The sequence below is a fragment of the Pseudomonas sp. HS6 genome (assembly GCF_023375815.1).
In the GTDB taxonomy this organism is placed as follows: domain Bacteria; phylum Pseudomonadota; class Gammaproteobacteria; order Pseudomonadales; family Pseudomonadaceae; genus Aquipseudomonas.
Genome location: NZ_CP067412.1, coordinates 2,720,996 through 2,737,663, shown reverse-complemented (window position 1 = coordinate 2,737,663; position 16,668 = coordinate 2,720,996). Strand labels below are relative to the sequence as shown.

Below are 16,668 nucleotides of genomic sequence, written 5' to 3'. Positions count from 1 at the left end.
CGCCGCTTTCGACGATTCTAGGGCCGACCGTTACTCCAGGAGCTTCATTCCGTGCCAGACGCACCGACGCAAACTGCCTACGCGAAGCGCTTCACCGTCGTACTCGCCTACATCGACGCCAATCTTGAAGGCGACCTGTCGGTGAAAGCGCTGAGCCAGGTGGCGAACTTTTCCGAGTTCCACTTTCACCGGCAGTTCACGGGATACGTCGGCGTGCCCGTCTCGCGCTATGTGCAGCTGATGCGCCTGCGCCGTGCCGCGCACCGTTTGAGCACCCTGCCCGACCATTCAGTGATGGAAGCGACGCTCGACGCCGGGTTCGAAAGTCCCGAAGCGTTTTCCAGGGCATTCAAGCGAGCCTTCGGCACTTCGCCGGGGGCGTTTCGCAAGGCTCCGGACTGGAGCGTCTGGCACACGGTCTTCGCCATTCCTCACTTTTCAAGGAGCATTACCATGCAGGTACGAATCGTCGACTTCCCCGGAATCCAGGTCGCAGCACTCGATCACCGTGGGCCACCGGGCCTTGTCAATCAAAGCGTGCAACGCTTCATCCAGTGGCGCCAGCAAAGCGGGCAGTCACCGGTGGCATCGAGCCGCACGTTCGGGATTCCTTACGGCAATCCTGACACGACGCCGCCGGAAGACTTTCATTTCGCGATCTGCGGCGAAATCCGTGAAGCGGTGGCGCCGAATGAATTCAACGTCCACGAGCTGAGCATTCCTGCCGGCCGCTGCGCCGTGGTGCGTCACACAGGTTCCACCGATCACATCGGTGAAACCATCTACCCGGTCTACCGCGACTGGCTGCCCGCCAGCGGCGAAGAACTGCGCGATCACCCGCTGTTTTTCGAGTACTTGAGCATCAGTCCCGAGATCCCGAAGGAGCAGTGGCAAACGGATATTTACGTGCCGCTGCGCTAACCATCGCGTGCCCCTCAGGCTCAGCTAAGTTTCCCTGGGTACCTTCTCTCCTGCGCACTTCCAGCGCTGCTCAGGAGAGGCATCCCATCCATGAAACCCGCCATAGCCGACTGGCTCAACAAAGTGCCCGAAGTGACGCTGTCCTTCTGGGTGATCAAGATCCTGTCCACGACCGTGGGTGAAACCGGTGCCGACTTTCTGGCCGTGGATGCCGGTTTCGGCGCGGGCCCGACCAGCCTCGGCATGGCCGCGCTGCTGGCCATCGCGCTGTTCACCCAGTTGCGTACCAAGGCTTACACCCCTTGGATCTACTGGCTGACCGTGGTGCTGGTGAGCATCGTCGGCACGCAGATCACCGACATCCTGACCGACATGCTGGACGTCAGCCTCTATACCAGCACCGCTGTGTTCTCCGTATTGCTGGTGGTGAATTTCCTGGTCTGGTACCGGACGGAACGCAGCCTGTCGATCCGCGAAATCGTAACCCCGCGACGGGAACTGTTCTATTGGGCCACGGTGCTCTGCACCTTTGCCCTCGGCACGGCCGCCGGCGACCTGGCGACCGAAGCACTGGGGCTGGGCTTCACCGTCGGCGCCGTCATCTTCGGCGCGCTGATCGCCGCCACCTTCATTGCCTGGCGATTGGGCGGCAACACGGTGCTGACGTTCTGGATCGCCTACATCCTGACCCGCCCCTTCGGCGCGTCCCTCGGGGACCTGCTGACCCAGGCCAAAACCTACGGTGGCCTCGGCATGGGCGCGACCTGGACCAGCGCGATCTTCCTCTGCGTCATCGTCCTGCTGGTCACCGTCGCGCAGATCAGCACCGGCAATCGCAAAGCAATCACTCAGTAAACCTTCAGACTTTCATCAAGGAATTATCATGCGCCAGATTCAAAACATCATTCGTCACGTCGCCATCGTCTCGTCCATCTGCCTGCTGAGCATTGCTGCCGGTTGCTCGAAACCTGCCGACAAGCCTGCTGCAAACGCCGCTGCGGGAGCAGTCAGCACACAAGGCCAAACCGCTTCAAAACTGGGTGATCTGTCCGAGTTCCGCAACATCGCCGCCGACGTCGCGGCGCTCGTCGACAAAAACGACCTGCCCGGCGCCAAGGCCCGGATCAAGGATCTGGAAACCGCCTGGGACTCTGCCGAAGCCGGGATCAAGCCGCGCGCCGCCGGCGACTGGCACATGCTGGACAAGGCCATCGACCGCTCGCTCGACACCTTGCGTGCCAGCACCCCGCAACAGAAAGACTGCAAGGCACGGATGGACGAGTTGCTCAAAGCCTTTGACTCGCTGAAGGGCAACGCCTGATCCGGGGCCGGACAAACCCTTGCACAGATGCTTCAATACAAGCGCGACGGCCCTGCCCGTCGCGCTATTTTTTTGGGGAGCGGGTCATGCGGATATTACTGGTGGAAGACGATCCGATGATCGGCGACGCCATCCAGGGTGCGCTGAACGACGCCAGTTACGCCACTGACTGGGTGAAAAACGGGCTCACCGCACTGGCCACGCTGGACACCCAGCACTACGACCTGGTGCTGCTGGACCTCGGCTTGCCCGGCAAGGACGGGCTGGACGTGCTCGACAGCATTCGCAGGCGCAACAACCCGGTGCCGTTGCTGATCATCACCGCCCGGGACGGTCTCGACGACCGCTTGCGCGGCCTCGACGGCGGTGCTGACGATTACCTGCTCAAACCTTTCGACATGGCCGAGCTGCTGGCGCGGATGCGCGCGGTGTTGCGGCGCAAGGGTGGCAGCGCCCTGTCGCTGCTCGACAACGGCGTGGTTTCGCTGGATCTGGTGTCCAAACAAGCCACCACTGCGGAAAACGCGGAGGTGCAATTGTCCAGCCGCGAGTTCGCCCTGTTACAGGCCTTGCTGATCCGGCCAGGGGCGATTCTCTCGCGCAGTGAACTCGAAGACCGGCTCTATGGCTGGGGCAACGAAGTGGAAAGCAATGCGGTGGAATTTCTGATTCACTCCCTGCGACGCAAACTCGGCAGTCACGTCATCAAGAACGTCAGGGGAATGGGATGGATGGTTTCAAAAGGCGCCTGAGGGATTCGGTGCAACTTCGGCTGTCGGTCACGCTGTCGCTGGCCATCCTGATCGTCGCGCTGCTGGCGGCGGTTTTTGCGTTTGTCTCGGCGCTGGACGAAGCCCACGAAATGCAGGACGAAACCCTGCGCCAGGTGGCGGCCCTCTACGACCGCCAGCAAATGACCCTGCACTACCCCGCCGCTCAGGCCGTGGACGACGACAACGAAGAATCGCGAGTCATCGTGCAATACCTGGCCGACGGCAGCCAAGCGGTCGGCAACGATGACGCCCTGCTGCCGCTGCCCTTCCCCACAACCCTGTCTGATGGCCTGTCGACCTTGAAGGTGAGCGGTGAAGACTTTCGCGTGCTGGTCAGAACCACGGCCCGTGGCGAGCGCATCGTCGTCGCCCAGGAAACCGGCGTGCGCGACAAGGAGGCCCGCGAAAGCGCCTGGCGCAGTCTGCTGCCGTTTCTGATTCTGTTTCCGGTGCTGTTGCTGGTGGTGGGTGATCTGGTGCGCAAGATGTTCCGCCCCATCGCCACGCTTTCGGCTGACATCGATCAGCGTGGCGAACAAGCCCTGCACCCGGTCGACGAAAGCCATGTGCCGAGCGAGATCCGACCGTTTGTAGTCGCCATCAATCGCCTGCTCGGTCGCGTATCCCAATCCGTGGACAACCAGCGGCGTTTCGTCGCCGATGCCGCGCATGAACTGCGCTCACCGATGACCGCCCTCTCACTTCAGGCCGAACGCCTTGCCGCCACGGAAATGCCGGCAGCCGCCCGCGAACGCCTGTTGCCGTTATCCCGAGGCATTGAACGCAGCCGAAACCTGATCGATCAACTGCTGAGCCTGGCCGCCGTGCAGTCGAGCTCAAGTGCAGCGCCGACCACTGTGTCAGTCCTGCACATCTATCGGCGGATTCTGGAAGACCTGCTGCCTCTGGCAGACCGCAAGAATATCGATATCGGCGTCGAGAGCAGCGAAGACGTGCAGGTCGACATCAATGAAACCGACCTGCTGATCCTGATCCGCAACCTGGTGGACAACGCCATCCGCTACACCCCACCCGGCGGACGCATCGACCTGTCGGTCAAACGGAAGCAAGCGACGGTCGTACTGCAAGTCAGCGACACCGGCCCCGGGATTGCCTTGGAAGAACAGGCGCGTGTCTTCGACCCGTTCTATCGCAGCCTGGGCACCGATGAGTCGGGCTCGGGGCTGGGTTTGTCCATCGTCAAGGCGATTGCCGATCGTACGGGGCTCATGGTTGATCTGGGGTTTACCGACGTCATCGAGAACAGCGGTCTGTGTGTCACCGTCAGCATCAAGCAACCCTGAGCCGCTTCCCGTCTTTATAGAACTTTTATTCTTTCGCTTCACATCCTTCTGACAACTTATTAGCGCACTCCCTAGGCTTCCCTCATTAGCAGGAGGGAATGCCATGGACATCGTTTTTGTTGTGCTGGGTGCGTTGTTCGTTTTCTGTCTCATTGGTCTGGCGCGCGGTTGTGCAGCGCTGAACAGGAGGCGGTCATGACTGGTTTCTATCTGATCGGCAGCCTGATCGCGGCGGCCTTGCTGGTCTATCTCGTCTGCGCGTTGCTGTTTCCGGAGGACTTCCTATGACTATTCAAGCCTGGGTCCTGCTGGCAGCCTTCCTGGTGGCGCTCGGCCTTTTGGCCTGGCCTCTGGGGATCTGGCTGACCAAGGTCATGGAGGGCCGCTTCAGCCTCGGATCGCGCATCGAGTCGCCGCTGTACCGACTGGCCGGCATCAAGGCCGAAACGCCGATGAGCTGGCTGCAATACGCGCTCGCGGTGATCGTGTTCAATGCGCTGGGTTTACTGGTGGTTTACGCGTTGCAACGGCTGCAGGGTGTGCTGCCTTTCAACCCGCAAGGCATGGTCGCGGTCACGCCGGATTCGGCGTTCAACACCGCCGCCAGTTTCGTCACCAACACTGACTGGCAGGGCTACAGCGGCGAAGCGACGATGAGCTACCTGACCCAGATGCTCGCGCTGACCGTGCAGAACTTCCTCTCCGCCGCCACCGGCATCGTGGTAGCGGTGGCGCTGATCCGTGGTTTCGCCCGGCACAGCGCGGACAGCATCGGCAACGCCTGGACCGACCTTACGCGCATCACCTTGTGGGTGCTGCTGCCGCTGTCGCTGATTTTCGCGCTGTTCTTTGTCAGCCAAGGGGTGATCCAGAACCTTGACCCGTACAAGGACGTCTCGACACTGGAGGTCCTGCAATACCAGGCGCCGGTGCTCAATGACGCCGGCCAGCCGACCCTCGACGCCCAGGGCAACCCGGTGCTGCAAAGCCTCAGCACCGACAAGCAGACCCTGGCCATGGGCCCGGTGGCCTCGCAGGAAGCGATCAAGATGCTGGGCACCAATGGCGGTGGATTCTTCAACGCCAACTCGGCGCACCCTTACGAGAACCCCACCGCCCTGACCAACTTCTTGCAGTTGATCGCGATTTTCCTGATCCCGACCGCGCTGTGTTTCGTGTTCGGGCACATCGTCGGTGACCTGCGACAAGGCTGGGCGCTGCTGGCGACGATGACCGTGATCTTTGTGATTGCGGTGGTGGCCGTCACCCACTACGAACAGCTCGGCAATCCGCAGTTTGCCTCGCTGGGCATCGATACGGCGGCGGGCAACCTGGAAGGCAAGGAGGTGCGCTTCGGCATCAACGCCTCCAGCCTGTTCGCCGCCGTGACCACGGCCGCCTCCTGTGGCGCGGTCAATGCAATGCATGACTCGTTCACCCCACTCGGCGGCGCGGTGCCGTTGATCCTGATGCAATTGGGCGAAGTGGTGTTCGGCGGCACTGGCTCGGGGCTGTACGGCATGTTGGTGTTCGCGATCCTCGCGGTGTTCATCGCCGGGCTGATGATCGGCCGCACGCCGGAATACCTCGGCAAGAAAATCGAGGCCTACGAGATGAAAATGGTCGCCATCGCCATCCTCGTGACGCCGCTGCTGGTGCTGTTCGGCACGGCCATCGCGGTCATGGCCGAGGCCGGAAAATTGGGGATCGCCAATCCCGGCGTCCACGGTTTTTCGGAAATCCTTTACGCCTTCACCTCGGCGGCCAACAACAACGGCAGCGCCTTCGCGGGTCTGTCGGCCAACACCCCGTTCTACAACACGATGCTGTCGATCATGGTCTGGTTTGGCCGGTTCGGCGTGATCGTGCCGGTGCTCGCCGTGGCCGGCAGCCTGGCCGCGAAGAAACGCCTGACGGTCAACGCCGGCACCATGCCGACCCACGGTTTGCTGTTCGTGGTGCTGTTGATCGGCACGGTGTTGCTGGTCGGTTTGTTGAACTACGTGCCGGCGCTCGCACTGGGCCCGGTCGTTGAACACTTCATGATGATCAAGTGAGATCACGGACATGACACGCAAAGCGTTCTCCTTGTTCGACCCGAAACTCATCCGCCCTGCCATCGTCGAGTCCGTGCGCAAGCTCAGCCCGAGGATTCAGTGGCGCAACCCGGTGATGTTCGTCGTCTACATCGGCGCCATCATCACCACCGCGCTGTGGGGCCAGGCCCTGAGTGGCAAGGGCGAAGCCAGCACCGGTTTCATCCTCGCGATTGCCCTGTGGCTGTGGTTTACCGTGCTGTTCGCCAACTTCGCCGAAGCCCTGGCCGAAGGCCGCAGCAAGGCTCAGGCCGCTTCCCTGCGGGACCTGAAAAAGGAGACCTGGGCCAAGAAACTGCGCGAACCGCACTACGGCGCCGAGTGGCAACTGGCGCAATCGAGCGACCTGTGCAAAGGCGACATCGTGGTGGTCGAGGCCGGGGATCTGGCCAATTCGGTGATCCCCGCCGACGGCGAAGTGATCGAAGGCGCGGCCTCGGTGGACGAATCGGCGATCACCGGCGAATCGGCCCCGGTGATCCGCGAGTCGGGCGGTGACTTCTCGGCGGTCACGGGCGGGACCCGGGTGCTGTCGGACTGGATCGTCATCCGCGTCACCACCAACCCCGGCGAAACCTTCGTCGACCGGATGATCGCCATGGTCGAAAACGCCAAGCGGCAAAAGACCCCGAACGAAATCGCCCTGTCGATCCTGTTGGTCGCCCTGACGATCGTGTTCCTCGGCGTCACCGTGACCCTGCTGCCCTTCTCGCTGTTCGGCGTCGCAGTGGCGAAATCCGGCGTGCCGGTGTCGATCACCGTGCTGATCTCGCTGCTGGTGTGCCTGATTCCCACCACCATCGCCGGCCTGCTGTCCGCCGTGGGTGTGGCGGGCATGAGCCGCATGATGGAAGCCAACGTGATCGCCACCTCGGGCCGGGCCGTGGAAGCGGCCGGTGACGTCGATGTGCTGTTGCTCGACAAGACCGGAACCATCACCCTCGGCAACCGCCACGCCTCGGCATTCCTGCCGGCGCCGGGCATCAAGGAAGCCGAGCTGGCGGACGTCGCGCAACTGGCGTCCCTCGCCGACGAAACCCCCGAGGGTCGCAGCATCGTGGTCCTGGCCAAGCAGCGGTTCAATCTGCGGGAACGGGACATCGGCGCACTCGACGCGCACTTCGTGCACTTCTCGGCGCAAACCCGCATGAGCGGCGTCAACCTCGGTGAGCGGCAAATACGTAAGGGGGCCGGTGAGGCGCTGCTCAAGCATGTACAGAGTCTGGGCGGCAGTTTTCCCGAAGCGGTGCAGACCGTTATCGAAGAAGTGGCACGCCGTGGCAGCACGCCGCTGGTGGTCTCCGACGGGGCCAAAGTGCTCGGCGTCATTGAACTGAAAGACATCGTCAAGGGCGGCATCAAGGAGCGCTTCGTCGAGCTGCGGCGCATGGGCATCAAAACGGTGATGGTCACCGGTGACAACCGGGTCACCGCTGCGGCCATCGCGGCGGAGGCCGGGGTCGATGACTTTCTGGCCGAAGCGACCCCTGAACAGAAACTGCAACTGATCCGCGACTATCAGGCCGAAGGCCGGCTGGTGGCGATGACCGGTGACGGCACCAACGACGCCCCGGCGCTGGCCCAGGCCGATGTGGCGGTGGCGATGAACTCCGGGACGCAGGCCGCCAAGGAAGCCGGGAACATGGTCGATCTGGACAGCAACCCGACCAAACTGATCGAGGTAGTGGAAACCGGCAAACAGATGCTGATGACACGCGGCTCGCTGACCACGTTCTCCATCGCCAACGACATCGCCAAGTACTTCGCCATCGTGCCGGCCGCGTTCGTCAGCACCTACCCGCAACTGGCGGCACTCAACATCATGGGCCTGACCAGCCCGAATTCGGCGGTGCTTTCGGCGGTGATCTTCAATGCGTTGATCATCATTTTCCTGATTCCGCTGGCACTCAAAGGCGTGAAGTACCGCCCGGTCGGCGCCGCTTCGCTGTTGCGCCGCAACTTGCTGATCTACGGGCTGGGGGGCGTGATCGTGCCCTTCATCGGCATCAAAGTGATCGACATGGCGCTGCTTGCCATCGGTCTGGCTTGAAGGAGCACTGACATGATTTCCCTACTTCGCCCCGCCTCGACGCTGTTGATCGCCCTGTCGCTGATCACCGGCCTGGCGTATCCGCTGCTGACCACCGGCATCGCCCGGCTGGTCTTTCCCTCACAGGCCGCCGGCAGCCTGATCGAACGCGATGGCAAGGTCGTCGGTTCGTCGTTGATCGGCCAAGGTTTCAGCGATCCCCGGCACTTCTGGAGTCGCCCGTCCGCCACCAGCCCGATGCCTTACAACGGCGCCTCGTCTTCCGGGTCAAACCTGGGCCCGCTGAACCCGGCGCTGGCCGATGCGATCAAGGGGCGCGTCGATGCGCTGCATGCTGCCGACCCCGGGAACACCGCCACGGTGCCCGCCGACCTGGTCTACAGTTCGGCTAGTGGTCTTGACCCGCATATCAGCGTCGCTGCCGCCCTGTATCAGGCAGACCGGATCGCCCGGGTACGCAACCTGCCCGTGGCGCGTGTTCGCCAGCTCATCGACGAACACGCCGAAGGCACGCTGCTCGGGTTTCTTGGCGAGCCACGGGTCAATGTCCTGGCACTGAACCTGGCACTCGATGCCACACATTGAGCAGCAATCCACATAGGGTGGGTTTGATGACCGACCAACGTCCCGATCCCGATCAGCTCCTGGCGCAGATTCGCGAAGACGAAGCGCAGGCCGCTCGCGGCCGGCTGAAAATCTTCTTCGGTGCCAGTGCCGGGGTCGGCAAGACCTACGCGATGCTGAGCGCAGCCCAGACCGCGCAGCAACAGCACATCGACGTCGTGAGCGGCGTGATCGAAACCCATGGCCGCGCCGAAACCCAGGCCCTGACCGCCGGCCTCGAGCAATTGCCCCTCAAGCAAGTCATCGACAAGAACCGCACCTTGACCGAATTCGATCTGGACGCGGCGCTCACCCGTAAACCCTCGCTGATTCTCATCGACGAACTGGCGCACTCCAACATCGTCGGCTCACGCCACCCGAAACGCTGGCAGGACGTCGAAGAACTGCTGGGTGCCGGCATCGATGTCTGGTCGACCATGAACGTCCAGCACCTTGAAAGCCTGAACGACATTGTCGGCGGCATCACCGGCATTCGTGTCTGGGAAACCGTGCCGGATCATGTGTTCGACACGGCCGATGAGGTGGTCATCGTCGATTTGCCGCCCGACGATCTGCTGCAACGGCTCAAGGAAGGCAAAGTCTATCTGGCTCACCAGGCCGAACGTGCGGTGCAGAACTTCTTCCGCAAGGGCAACCTGATCGCCTTGCGCGAACTGGCGCTGCGTCGCACCGCCGACCGGGTCGACAGCGAGATGCTGCAATACCGCACCAGCAGCGCGGTGAAACCGGTGTGGGGCACCCGCGACTCGCTGCTCGCCTGCGTCGGTCCCCATGAGCCGGGCGAAAAAACCGTTCGCTCGACCGCACGCCTCGCCGCGCAACTCAACGTGCCGTGGCATGCCGTGTACGTGGAAACACCCGCATTGCAGCGCCTGAACGAAACCCGGCGACGGCGCGTTCTGGCGACCCTGAAACTGGCTCAGGAGCTGGGCGCGCAGATTTCGACCCTGGCCGGTCAGGACATTGCCGAAACGCTGGTCAAGTACGCCCGCCAGCACAATCTTTCGAAAGTCGTGCTGGGCCGCGACGAACGTCCGCGCCGCCGCTTCTGGCATCGACCGCTGGCGGATCGAATGGGTGAGCTGGGGGCCGATCTGGATGTGATTCAGGTCTCCCAGCCGACCCACCCGCGAACACCCGCCGAAACCCATGCCGACAAAACCGAGAGTCCGCTGGAGTGGCGCGCCTACCTGTGGAGCACCGTGTTGTGCGGGTTGACGACGGTGCTGGTCATGCCGCTGGAGCATGTGCTGGAACAGGCCAACATCGTCATGATTTTTCTGTTGGCGGTGCTTGTGGTCGCTGTTCGTCTGGGTCGCGGGCCGGCGATTCTGGCGGCATTTCTGTCGGTGGCGTCGTTCGACTTCTTTTTTGTCTCGCCGCGTTTTTCGTTTGCCTTCACCGATGCCCAATACCTGGTGACCTTCAGCGTAATGCTGGTGGTCGCCCTGGTGATCGGCCAGATGACCGCCGGCCTGACTTATCAGGCGCGCGTGGCGCAACGGCGTGAAGACCGTATCCGGGCGCTGTACGACATGTCGCGACTACTGTCCGCCGCGCTGATGACCGAGCAAGTCGCCGACATCAGCGCACGTTTTCTCTCAACCGAGCTCAGTGCACGGTCGGCGCTGCTGGTGGCCGATGACCACAACAAACTGCTGGCGCCGATGTTCACCGGCGATGCGCCGCAGGTAGACATGGCCATCGCCCAGTTGTCCTTCGACAAGACCGAGCCGGCCGGTTACGGCACCGACACCCTGCCCTCCAGTACAACGCTTTATCTGCCGTTGTCCGCACCGATGCGGGTGCGCGGCGTGCTGGCCGTTCAACCCCGTGACACCAGTCGGCTGGTGGTGCCAGAACAACGACGTCTGCTCGATACCTGCGCATCCTTGCTGGCCATCTCGCTTGAGCGAATTCATTACATCCACATTGCCCAGGACACCACGGTGCAAATGGAGTCCGAGCGTCTGCGCAACTCGTTGCTGTCGGCCATTTCCCATGACCTGCGCACGCCGTTGTCGGTGCTGGTGGGTCTCGCCGAGGCACTCAAACTGACGACGCCGCCCCTGACCGACGAAGCCGCCGACATCGCCACGGCCGTGGGGGAATCGGCGCTGCGCATGAATACGCTGGTCAATAACCTGCTGGACATGGCCCGGCTCGAATCCGGCAAAGTGGTACCGAACCTGCAGTGGCAACCCATCGAGGATGTGGTGGGCAGTGCGCTGCGGGCCATTCAGCCGATTCTCGGTACGCGTTCGGTGCAGGTCGCTCTGGAGGAGGATCTGCCCCCGGTCAACATCGATGCGGTGCTGATCGAACGGATCCTCATCAACCTGATCGAGAACGCCATCAAATACACCCCACCCGGCACCCCGATCAGCCTGGGCGCCGGGGTGACACCTGACCATTTCGAGCTTTGGGTCGCTGACCAGGGCCCGGGGTTGCCCCACGGCCACGAAGCCGAGATTTTCAACAAGTTCATGCGCGGCAAGAAAGAAAGCACGATCCCCGGCGTCGGGCTTGGCCTGGCCATCTGTCGCGCCATCGCCCACATCCACGGCGGTTCCCTTTCGGGTGTCACACAGTCCGCGGGCGGTGCACGTTTCACGCTGCGCCTGCCCCGTGAGGACCCGCCAGACATCGACCCCTTTGCCCAACAAACAGACGAGGAGCAGCCATGACCGAATCGGTGCTACACGTCCTGATCATTGAAGACGAGAAGGAAATACGACGTTTCGTGCGCATGGCCCTGCAAGCCGAAGGCCTGGAGGTGCATGAAGCCGATACGTTTCACCGTGGCTTGATCGATGCCGGAACCCGCCACCCGGACCTGATCGTGCTCGACCTCGGCCTGCCCGATGGCGACGGCGTCGACCTTATCCGCGATGTCCGCAGCTGGTCAGCGGTGCCGATCATCGTGTTGTCTGCCCGAGGTGCGGAGTCGGACAAGATTCTCGCCCTGGACACCGGCGCGGACGACTATCTGGTGAAACCGTTCGGCACCGGTGAACTGCTGGCCCGGGTCCGCGCCTTGCTGCGCCGACATGTTAAGGACACCGAGCACCATGCGGTGCTGGCGTTCGGCGAGGTGCGGATCGACATGGAGCGGCGTGTCGTGGAGCGCTCCGGCGCCCCGCTGCACCTGACGCCGCTGGAGTATCGGCTGCTGATTCACCTGTGCTCGCACCCGAACCGGGTTCTGACACATCAGCAGTTGCTCAAATCGGTCTGGGGGCCTTCGCACACCACCGACACGCCTTACCTGCGCGTGTTCATGGGTGGCCTGCGCAAGAAAGTCGAAGTCGACCCCTCCCAGCCACGCCACCTGATCACCGAGACCGGCGTTGGTTATCGGTTTATACCTTGAGCGCCGGAGCGATCATCACATTTCGACCTGCGTCCCCAGCTCGATGACCCTGTTCAGCGGCAACTTGAAGTACTTCAGGTTGCTGTTGGCATTCTTGAGCAGGAACGCGAACAGGTACTCGCGCCACTTGGCCATGCCGATGCGGTGGGTCGGGATGACCGTTTCACGACTGAGGAAATACGTGGTGCGCATCGGGCTGAAATCCAGCTCGGCCAGGTGACACAGGCTCAGCGCCAACGGCACATCCGGCTCTTCGGTAAAGCCGAAATGCAGGTTCACCCGGAAGAAGCCGTCGCCGTAGGACTCGACGGCGAAACGACGATCCACCGGCACTCGCGGGCTGTCTTCAGAGACAACGGTCAGCAACACAACCTGCTCGTGCAGCACCTGGTTATGCAGCAAGTTGTGCAGCAGCGCGTGAGGAACCGCGTCGGCCCGCGCCGTCAGGAACACCGCCGTGCCCTGTACGCGATGAGGCGGCTGCGCACGAATGCTGCTGATGAACAACGGCAGCGGCAACGCGGTTTCATCCAGCCGCTCGACCATGATTTTGCGACCACGCTTCCAGGTGGTCATCAGGATGAACAGACCGATACCGGCGATCACCGGGAACGCACCGCCCTGCAGAATCTTCGGCGCATTGGCTGCGAAGTACAGGCCGTCCACCAACAGAAAACCGCACAACATCGGGATCGCCAGCCAGCGCGGCGTCTTCCACAGCAACAGGACAACGGCGGCGGACAGGATGGTGGTGATCAACATGGTGCCCGTCACCGCCACGCCATACGCGGCAGCCAGTGCGCTGGAAGATTCAAAACCAATCACCAGCAGCACAACGCCAACCATCAACGCCCAGTTGACCGTGCCGATGTAGATCTGGCCCTGCTCCTGAGTTGAGGTGTGCTGGATGAACATGCGTGGGACGTAGCCCAACTGGATGGCCTGACGCGTCAGGGAGAACGCACCGGAAATCACTGCTTGCGAAGCAATGATCGTCGCCAGTGTGGAAAGCGCGACCATCGGCAGCAGCGCCCATTCGGGAGCCAGCAGATAGAACGGGTTACGCACCGCTTCCGGGTTGCCGAGGATCAACGCGCCCTGACCAAAATAATTCAGGACCAGACCCGGCAGAACCAGCATGAACCAGGCACGGGCAATCGGCTTGCGCCCGAAGTGGCCCATGTCGGCGTACAAGGCTTCCGCACCGGTCAACGACAGGACGACCGCGCCCAGAATCGCCACGCCCATGCCCGGATGGACCGTAAAGAAGCGCACCGCCCAGATCGGGTTCAGCGCCTGCAACACCTCGGGGCGCTGCAAAATGCCATAAACCCCGAGCGCCCCCAACACCACGAACCACAGCACCATGACCGGGCCGAACAGGATGCCGATCCGCGCCGTGCCATGTTTCTGGATCAGAAACAGCGCCACCAGCACCACCACCGACAGCGGCACCACCCAGTGCTCGATGCCGTCGAACGCCAGCTCCAGGCCTTCTACCGCCGAGAGCACCGAAATCGCCGGAGTAATCATGCTGTCGCCGTAGAACAGCGCCGCACCGAACAGTCCGAGCAACACCAGCACTTTGCTCATGTGCGGGTAAGGCGCCGACGCGCGACGGGCCAATGCCGTCAGCGCCATGATGCCGCCCTCACCCTGGTTGTTGGCCCGCAGGATGAACAGCACGTACTTGATCGACACCACCCAGATCAGCGACCAGAAAATCAGCGACAGAATGCCCAGCACGCCGTCGTGGTTGAGTTGGACGCCGTAGTGGCCGGAAAAGACTTCTTTGAGGGTGTAGAGGGGGCTGGTGCCGATATCCCCGTAAACCACACCGACAGCGGCCACCAGCATGGCTGCGCCCGAGGATTTGGTTGGGGAATTTTCGTTGGTTTTACTCAAGGGTCGCGGCTCTCGAACGGCGGAAAGAAGTGGCATGCCATCCTTGGGCAATACGCGGACCGGGGCCTTCAGCAATACAAGGCTCAGGTGCGGTCAAAAAAACGCGGCCAGTATCGATGTGAACCCAATCCTCCACCGTAAAGAATGCGTAAAAAATCGAACTGACCCGAGCCGTCGCGCACGTTTTTAAGGTCGGCTGATTGTTATGGCTGATGGCATAATCGCCAGCAGTTCATGACAGGGGCGCATCAATGTCCGTTGAAAGCTACGATCTGCTCGCGATCTTTTCGGCGGTGGCGCAAGAGCGCAGCTTCACCCGTGCGGCGGCGAAACTGGGCATGTCGCAACCGGCCTTGAGCCGGGCGATGCGTCAACTGGAGGAACGTCTGGGCGTGCGGCTGCTCGCGCGCACCACGCGCAGTGTTTCCCCGACCCAGGCCGGCGAACACCTGTTGCGAGTGATCGCCCCCCGGTTCGAAGAAATCGATCACGAGCTCGCCTTGCTCAGCGAGTTTCGCGACAAACCGGCCGGCAAGTTGCGCATCACTGCTGGCGAACATTCCGCAATCACGATCCTGCAACCCGCCCTCGCCCAACTGCTGCCCGACAACCCCGACCTGAATGTCGAGATCATCGTCGACTACGGCCTGACCGATATCGTCGCAGAAGGCTTTGACGCCGGTGTGCGACTGGGCGAACAGGTGGCCAAGGACATGATCGCGATGCGCATCGGGCCGGACATGCGCATGGCGGTAGTCGGCTCCCCGGCGTACTTCGCCCGCCACCGTAAACCGCTGATTCCACCCGATCTCATGGAACACAACTGCATCACCCTGCGCATGCCGACCCATGGCAGCCTGCTGCTGTGGGAGTTCGAGAAGGACGGGCAAACCCTGAATGTGCGAGTCGAAGGGCAACTGGTGTTCAACAACATTGCCATGCGCCTGCAATCCGCACTCCAGGGACTGGGGCTGGCCTACATGCCGGAAGATCTGGTGCAGGAGCATGTCGCGCAGGGCCGGTTGATTCGGGTACTTGCCGACTGGTGCGAGCCGTTTTCCGGCTATCACCTCTACTACCCCAGCCGGCGTCAGAGTTCACCCGCCTTCACTTTGCTACGCGATGCACTGCGGTACGGTGGCTGACGCTGCTCAAGGTTGGGCCAGGTGTTTTTCCAGTGCTTCGCCGGCACGCCCCGCCGCTTCGACTTCTCCGTGCTGGGTCAGCACCTGCGTCAACTGACGCAATTGCGCGTTGCTCAAGCCCACCCGCAGGCTGGCCGCAATATGCGAACGCAGTTGCGATTCGGCGCCGGGCGTAGCGGCCAGGGCTGAAACCGTGGCCAGTTCGCGACTTTGCCAGTCCAGGTTGTCGCGTTCGAAGATGTCGCCGAACAGGTGCGTTTGCAGAAACTGGTTGATGACCGGCGCGAAGTCGAACAACGGCCCCTGAACCGGCGCCCCGGCGATACGGGTCTGATTGGCCTTGCCCGCTGCCAACAAGGCGTCCCCTGTCGCCACGGCGTGACCGGGTTCGCGCCCTGCTTCATCGTGGAGGCCGCGTTGTTTGCGCGCCTCGACCACTTTCATCAATTCGCCGAGCGCATTGAGGCTGCGTGGAAAACCGGCGTAGGCATACAACTGCACCAGGATTTCTTTTGCTTCGCTGACGGTCAGCCCGGCATCCAGCCCTTCGTTTAAAGCGCTGTTGAGACGCGGCATGTTGCTGCTGGCCATGGCCGCGCCGATCGGCACAATTGCCTGCTGCCTCGCGGACAGCACGTCGGAGACGACGACTTCTGCCGGCGGCACCGGCCGGTCTTCGGCGACTTTCTCCAGCCACTCCACATTCTTGCCGTTCACCGAGCCGGTCACGGCCAGATGGGTCATGGTGCTGTTGGGCGCGGCGCCGTGCCAATGCTTGACGCCCGGCGGGCAAACGATCACATCGCCGGGGTGAATATCCTGCACGGGCTTGCCCCATTCCTGGGTCTGCCCGACGCCGGAAATCACCACCAATCGTTGACCGGCAGGATGGGTGTGCCAGGCAGAACGGGCGCCCGACTCGAACGTCACGTAAGCGCCGGACGCATTGATTTCGCCCGTTTCATTGAACAATGGATCGACGCGCACACGACCGGAGAAATAATCTTCAGGCCCCACGAATGAAGCCTGAGAACCCGCACGACGGATCTGCTGCGCGCTCGACGTCTCACTGCCGCCGCCCGCGACTTCAGCAGCGCTGGCGAAAGGTGTGGCCGCGCACATGGCGAGGCCCAACAAGGTTTTGTTCACGGTGATG

At 62.4% G+C, this 16,668-nt stretch carries 14 protein-coding genes; 12 read left to right on the top strand and 2 right to left on the bottom strand.

The genetic code is table 11. The features are described 5' to 3' along the window. Nucleotides 1-51 precede the first annotated feature (51 nt). The 11 genes from JJN09_RS12370 to JJN09_RS12320 all read left to right on the top strand — a co-directional run bounded on the left by JJN09_RS12370 (nucleotide 52) and on the right by JJN09_RS12320 (nucleotide 12,462). A complete protein-coding gene (locus JJN09_RS12370) occupies nucleotides 52-921 on the top strand; it encodes a GyrI-like domain-containing protein (RefSeq protein WP_249490383.1) in 870 nt (289 codons plus the stop codon). Between the two features lie 90 nt (nucleotides 922-1,011). Beyond that, a complete protein-coding gene (locus tag JJN09_RS12365; protein WP_249490382.1) occupies nucleotides 1,012-1,776 on the top strand; it encodes a hypothetical protein in 765 nt (254 codons plus the stop codon). 28 nt (nucleotides 1,777-1,804) lie between these two features. Then, complete coding sequence (locus tag JJN09_RS12360) at nucleotides 1,805-2,242, top strand: hypothetical protein (protein ID WP_249490381.1); 438 nt, start codon at nucleotides 1,805-1,807, stop codon at nucleotides 2,240-2,242. 86 nt (nucleotides 2,243-2,328) lie between these two features. Beyond that, on the top strand, nucleotides 2,329-2,994 hold the full coding sequence (locus tag JJN09_RS12355) for a response regulator (RefSeq protein ID WP_249490380.1): 666 nt from the start codon (nucleotides 2,329-2,331) through the stop codon (nucleotides 2,992-2,994). Beyond that, nucleotides 2,970-4,319: an ATP-binding protein gene (locus JJN09_RS12350; protein WP_249490379.1), complete on the top strand. Its 1,350-nt coding sequence runs from the start codon at nucleotides 2,970-2,972 to the stop codon at nucleotides 4,317-4,319. Before JJN09_RS12355 ends, JJN09_RS12350 begins: the two co-directional genes overlap by 25 nt. Before the next feature lie 195 nt (nucleotides 4,320-4,514). Continuing rightward, nucleotides 4,515-4,607, top strand: coding sequence for a K(+)-transporting ATPase subunit F (kdpF, locus tag JJN09_RS12345; protein ID WP_249490378.1), 93 nt, complete (start codon nucleotides 4,515-4,517; stop codon nucleotides 4,605-4,607). Continuing rightward, the gene (gene kdpA / locus JJN09_RS12340; RefSeq protein WP_249490377.1) at nucleotides 4,604-6,376 is read left to right on the top strand and encodes a potassium-transporting ATPase subunit KdpA; all 1,773 of its coding nucleotides are present in this window, start codon (nucleotides 4,604-4,606) and stop codon (nucleotides 6,374-6,376) included. The genes kdpF and kdpA overlap by 4 nt, the downstream gene beginning before the upstream one ends. Before the next feature lie 10 nt (nucleotides 6,377-6,386). Next, nucleotides 6,387-8,465: a potassium-transporting ATPase subunit KdpB gene (gene kdpB / locus JJN09_RS12335; protein WP_249490376.1), complete on the top strand. Its 2,079-nt coding sequence runs from the start codon at nucleotides 6,387-6,389 to the stop codon at nucleotides 8,463-8,465. 12 nt (nucleotides 8,466-8,477) lie between these two features. Continuing rightward, nucleotides 8,478-9,050 carry a potassium-transporting ATPase subunit KdpC gene (gene kdpC / locus JJN09_RS12330; protein ID WP_249490375.1) on the top strand — a complete coding sequence of 191 codons (573 nt, stop codon included), beginning with the start codon at nucleotides 8,478-8,480 and terminating at the stop codon, nucleotides 9,048-9,050. Nucleotides 9,051-9,076: 26 nt separating this feature from the next. Next, nucleotides 9,077-11,776, top strand: coding sequence for a two-component system sensor histidine kinase KdpD (kdpD, locus tag JJN09_RS12325; protein WP_249490374.1), 2,700 nt, complete (start codon nucleotides 9,077-9,079; stop codon nucleotides 11,774-11,776). Then, nucleotides 11,773-12,462: a response regulator gene (locus JJN09_RS12320; RefSeq protein ID WP_249490373.1), complete on the top strand. Its 690-nt coding sequence runs from the start codon at nucleotides 11,773-11,775 to the stop codon at nucleotides 12,460-12,462. The genes kdpD and JJN09_RS12320 overlap by 4 nt, the downstream gene beginning before the upstream one ends. 15 nt (nucleotides 12,463-12,477) lie before the next feature. Here the strand turns inward: JJN09_RS12320 and JJN09_RS12315 are convergent, their stop codons facing one another. Next, nucleotides 12,478-14,319 carry a potassium transporter Kup gene (locus JJN09_RS12315; protein ID WP_249490372.1) on the bottom strand — a complete coding sequence of 614 codons (1,842 nt, stop codon included), beginning with the start codon at nucleotides 14,317-14,319 and terminating at the stop codon, nucleotides 12,478-12,480. Between the two features lie 299 nt (nucleotides 14,320-14,618). On the opposite strand from JJN09_RS12315, the gene JJN09_RS12310 reads away from it, so the two are divergent. Further along, nucleotides 14,619-15,512, top strand: coding sequence for a LysR family transcriptional regulator (locus tag JJN09_RS12310; RefSeq protein ID WP_249490371.1), 894 nt, complete (start codon nucleotides 14,619-14,621; stop codon nucleotides 15,510-15,512). A gap of 6 nt (nucleotides 15,513-15,518) precedes the next feature. Here the strand turns inward: JJN09_RS12310 and JJN09_RS12305 are convergent, their stop codons facing one another. Then, nucleotides 15,519-16,661, bottom strand: coding sequence for a carboxymuconolactone decarboxylase family protein (locus tag JJN09_RS12305; RefSeq protein WP_249490370.1), 1,143 nt, complete (start codon nucleotides 16,659-16,661; stop codon nucleotides 15,519-15,521). Between the last annotated feature and the right edge of the window lie 7 nt (nucleotides 16,662-16,668).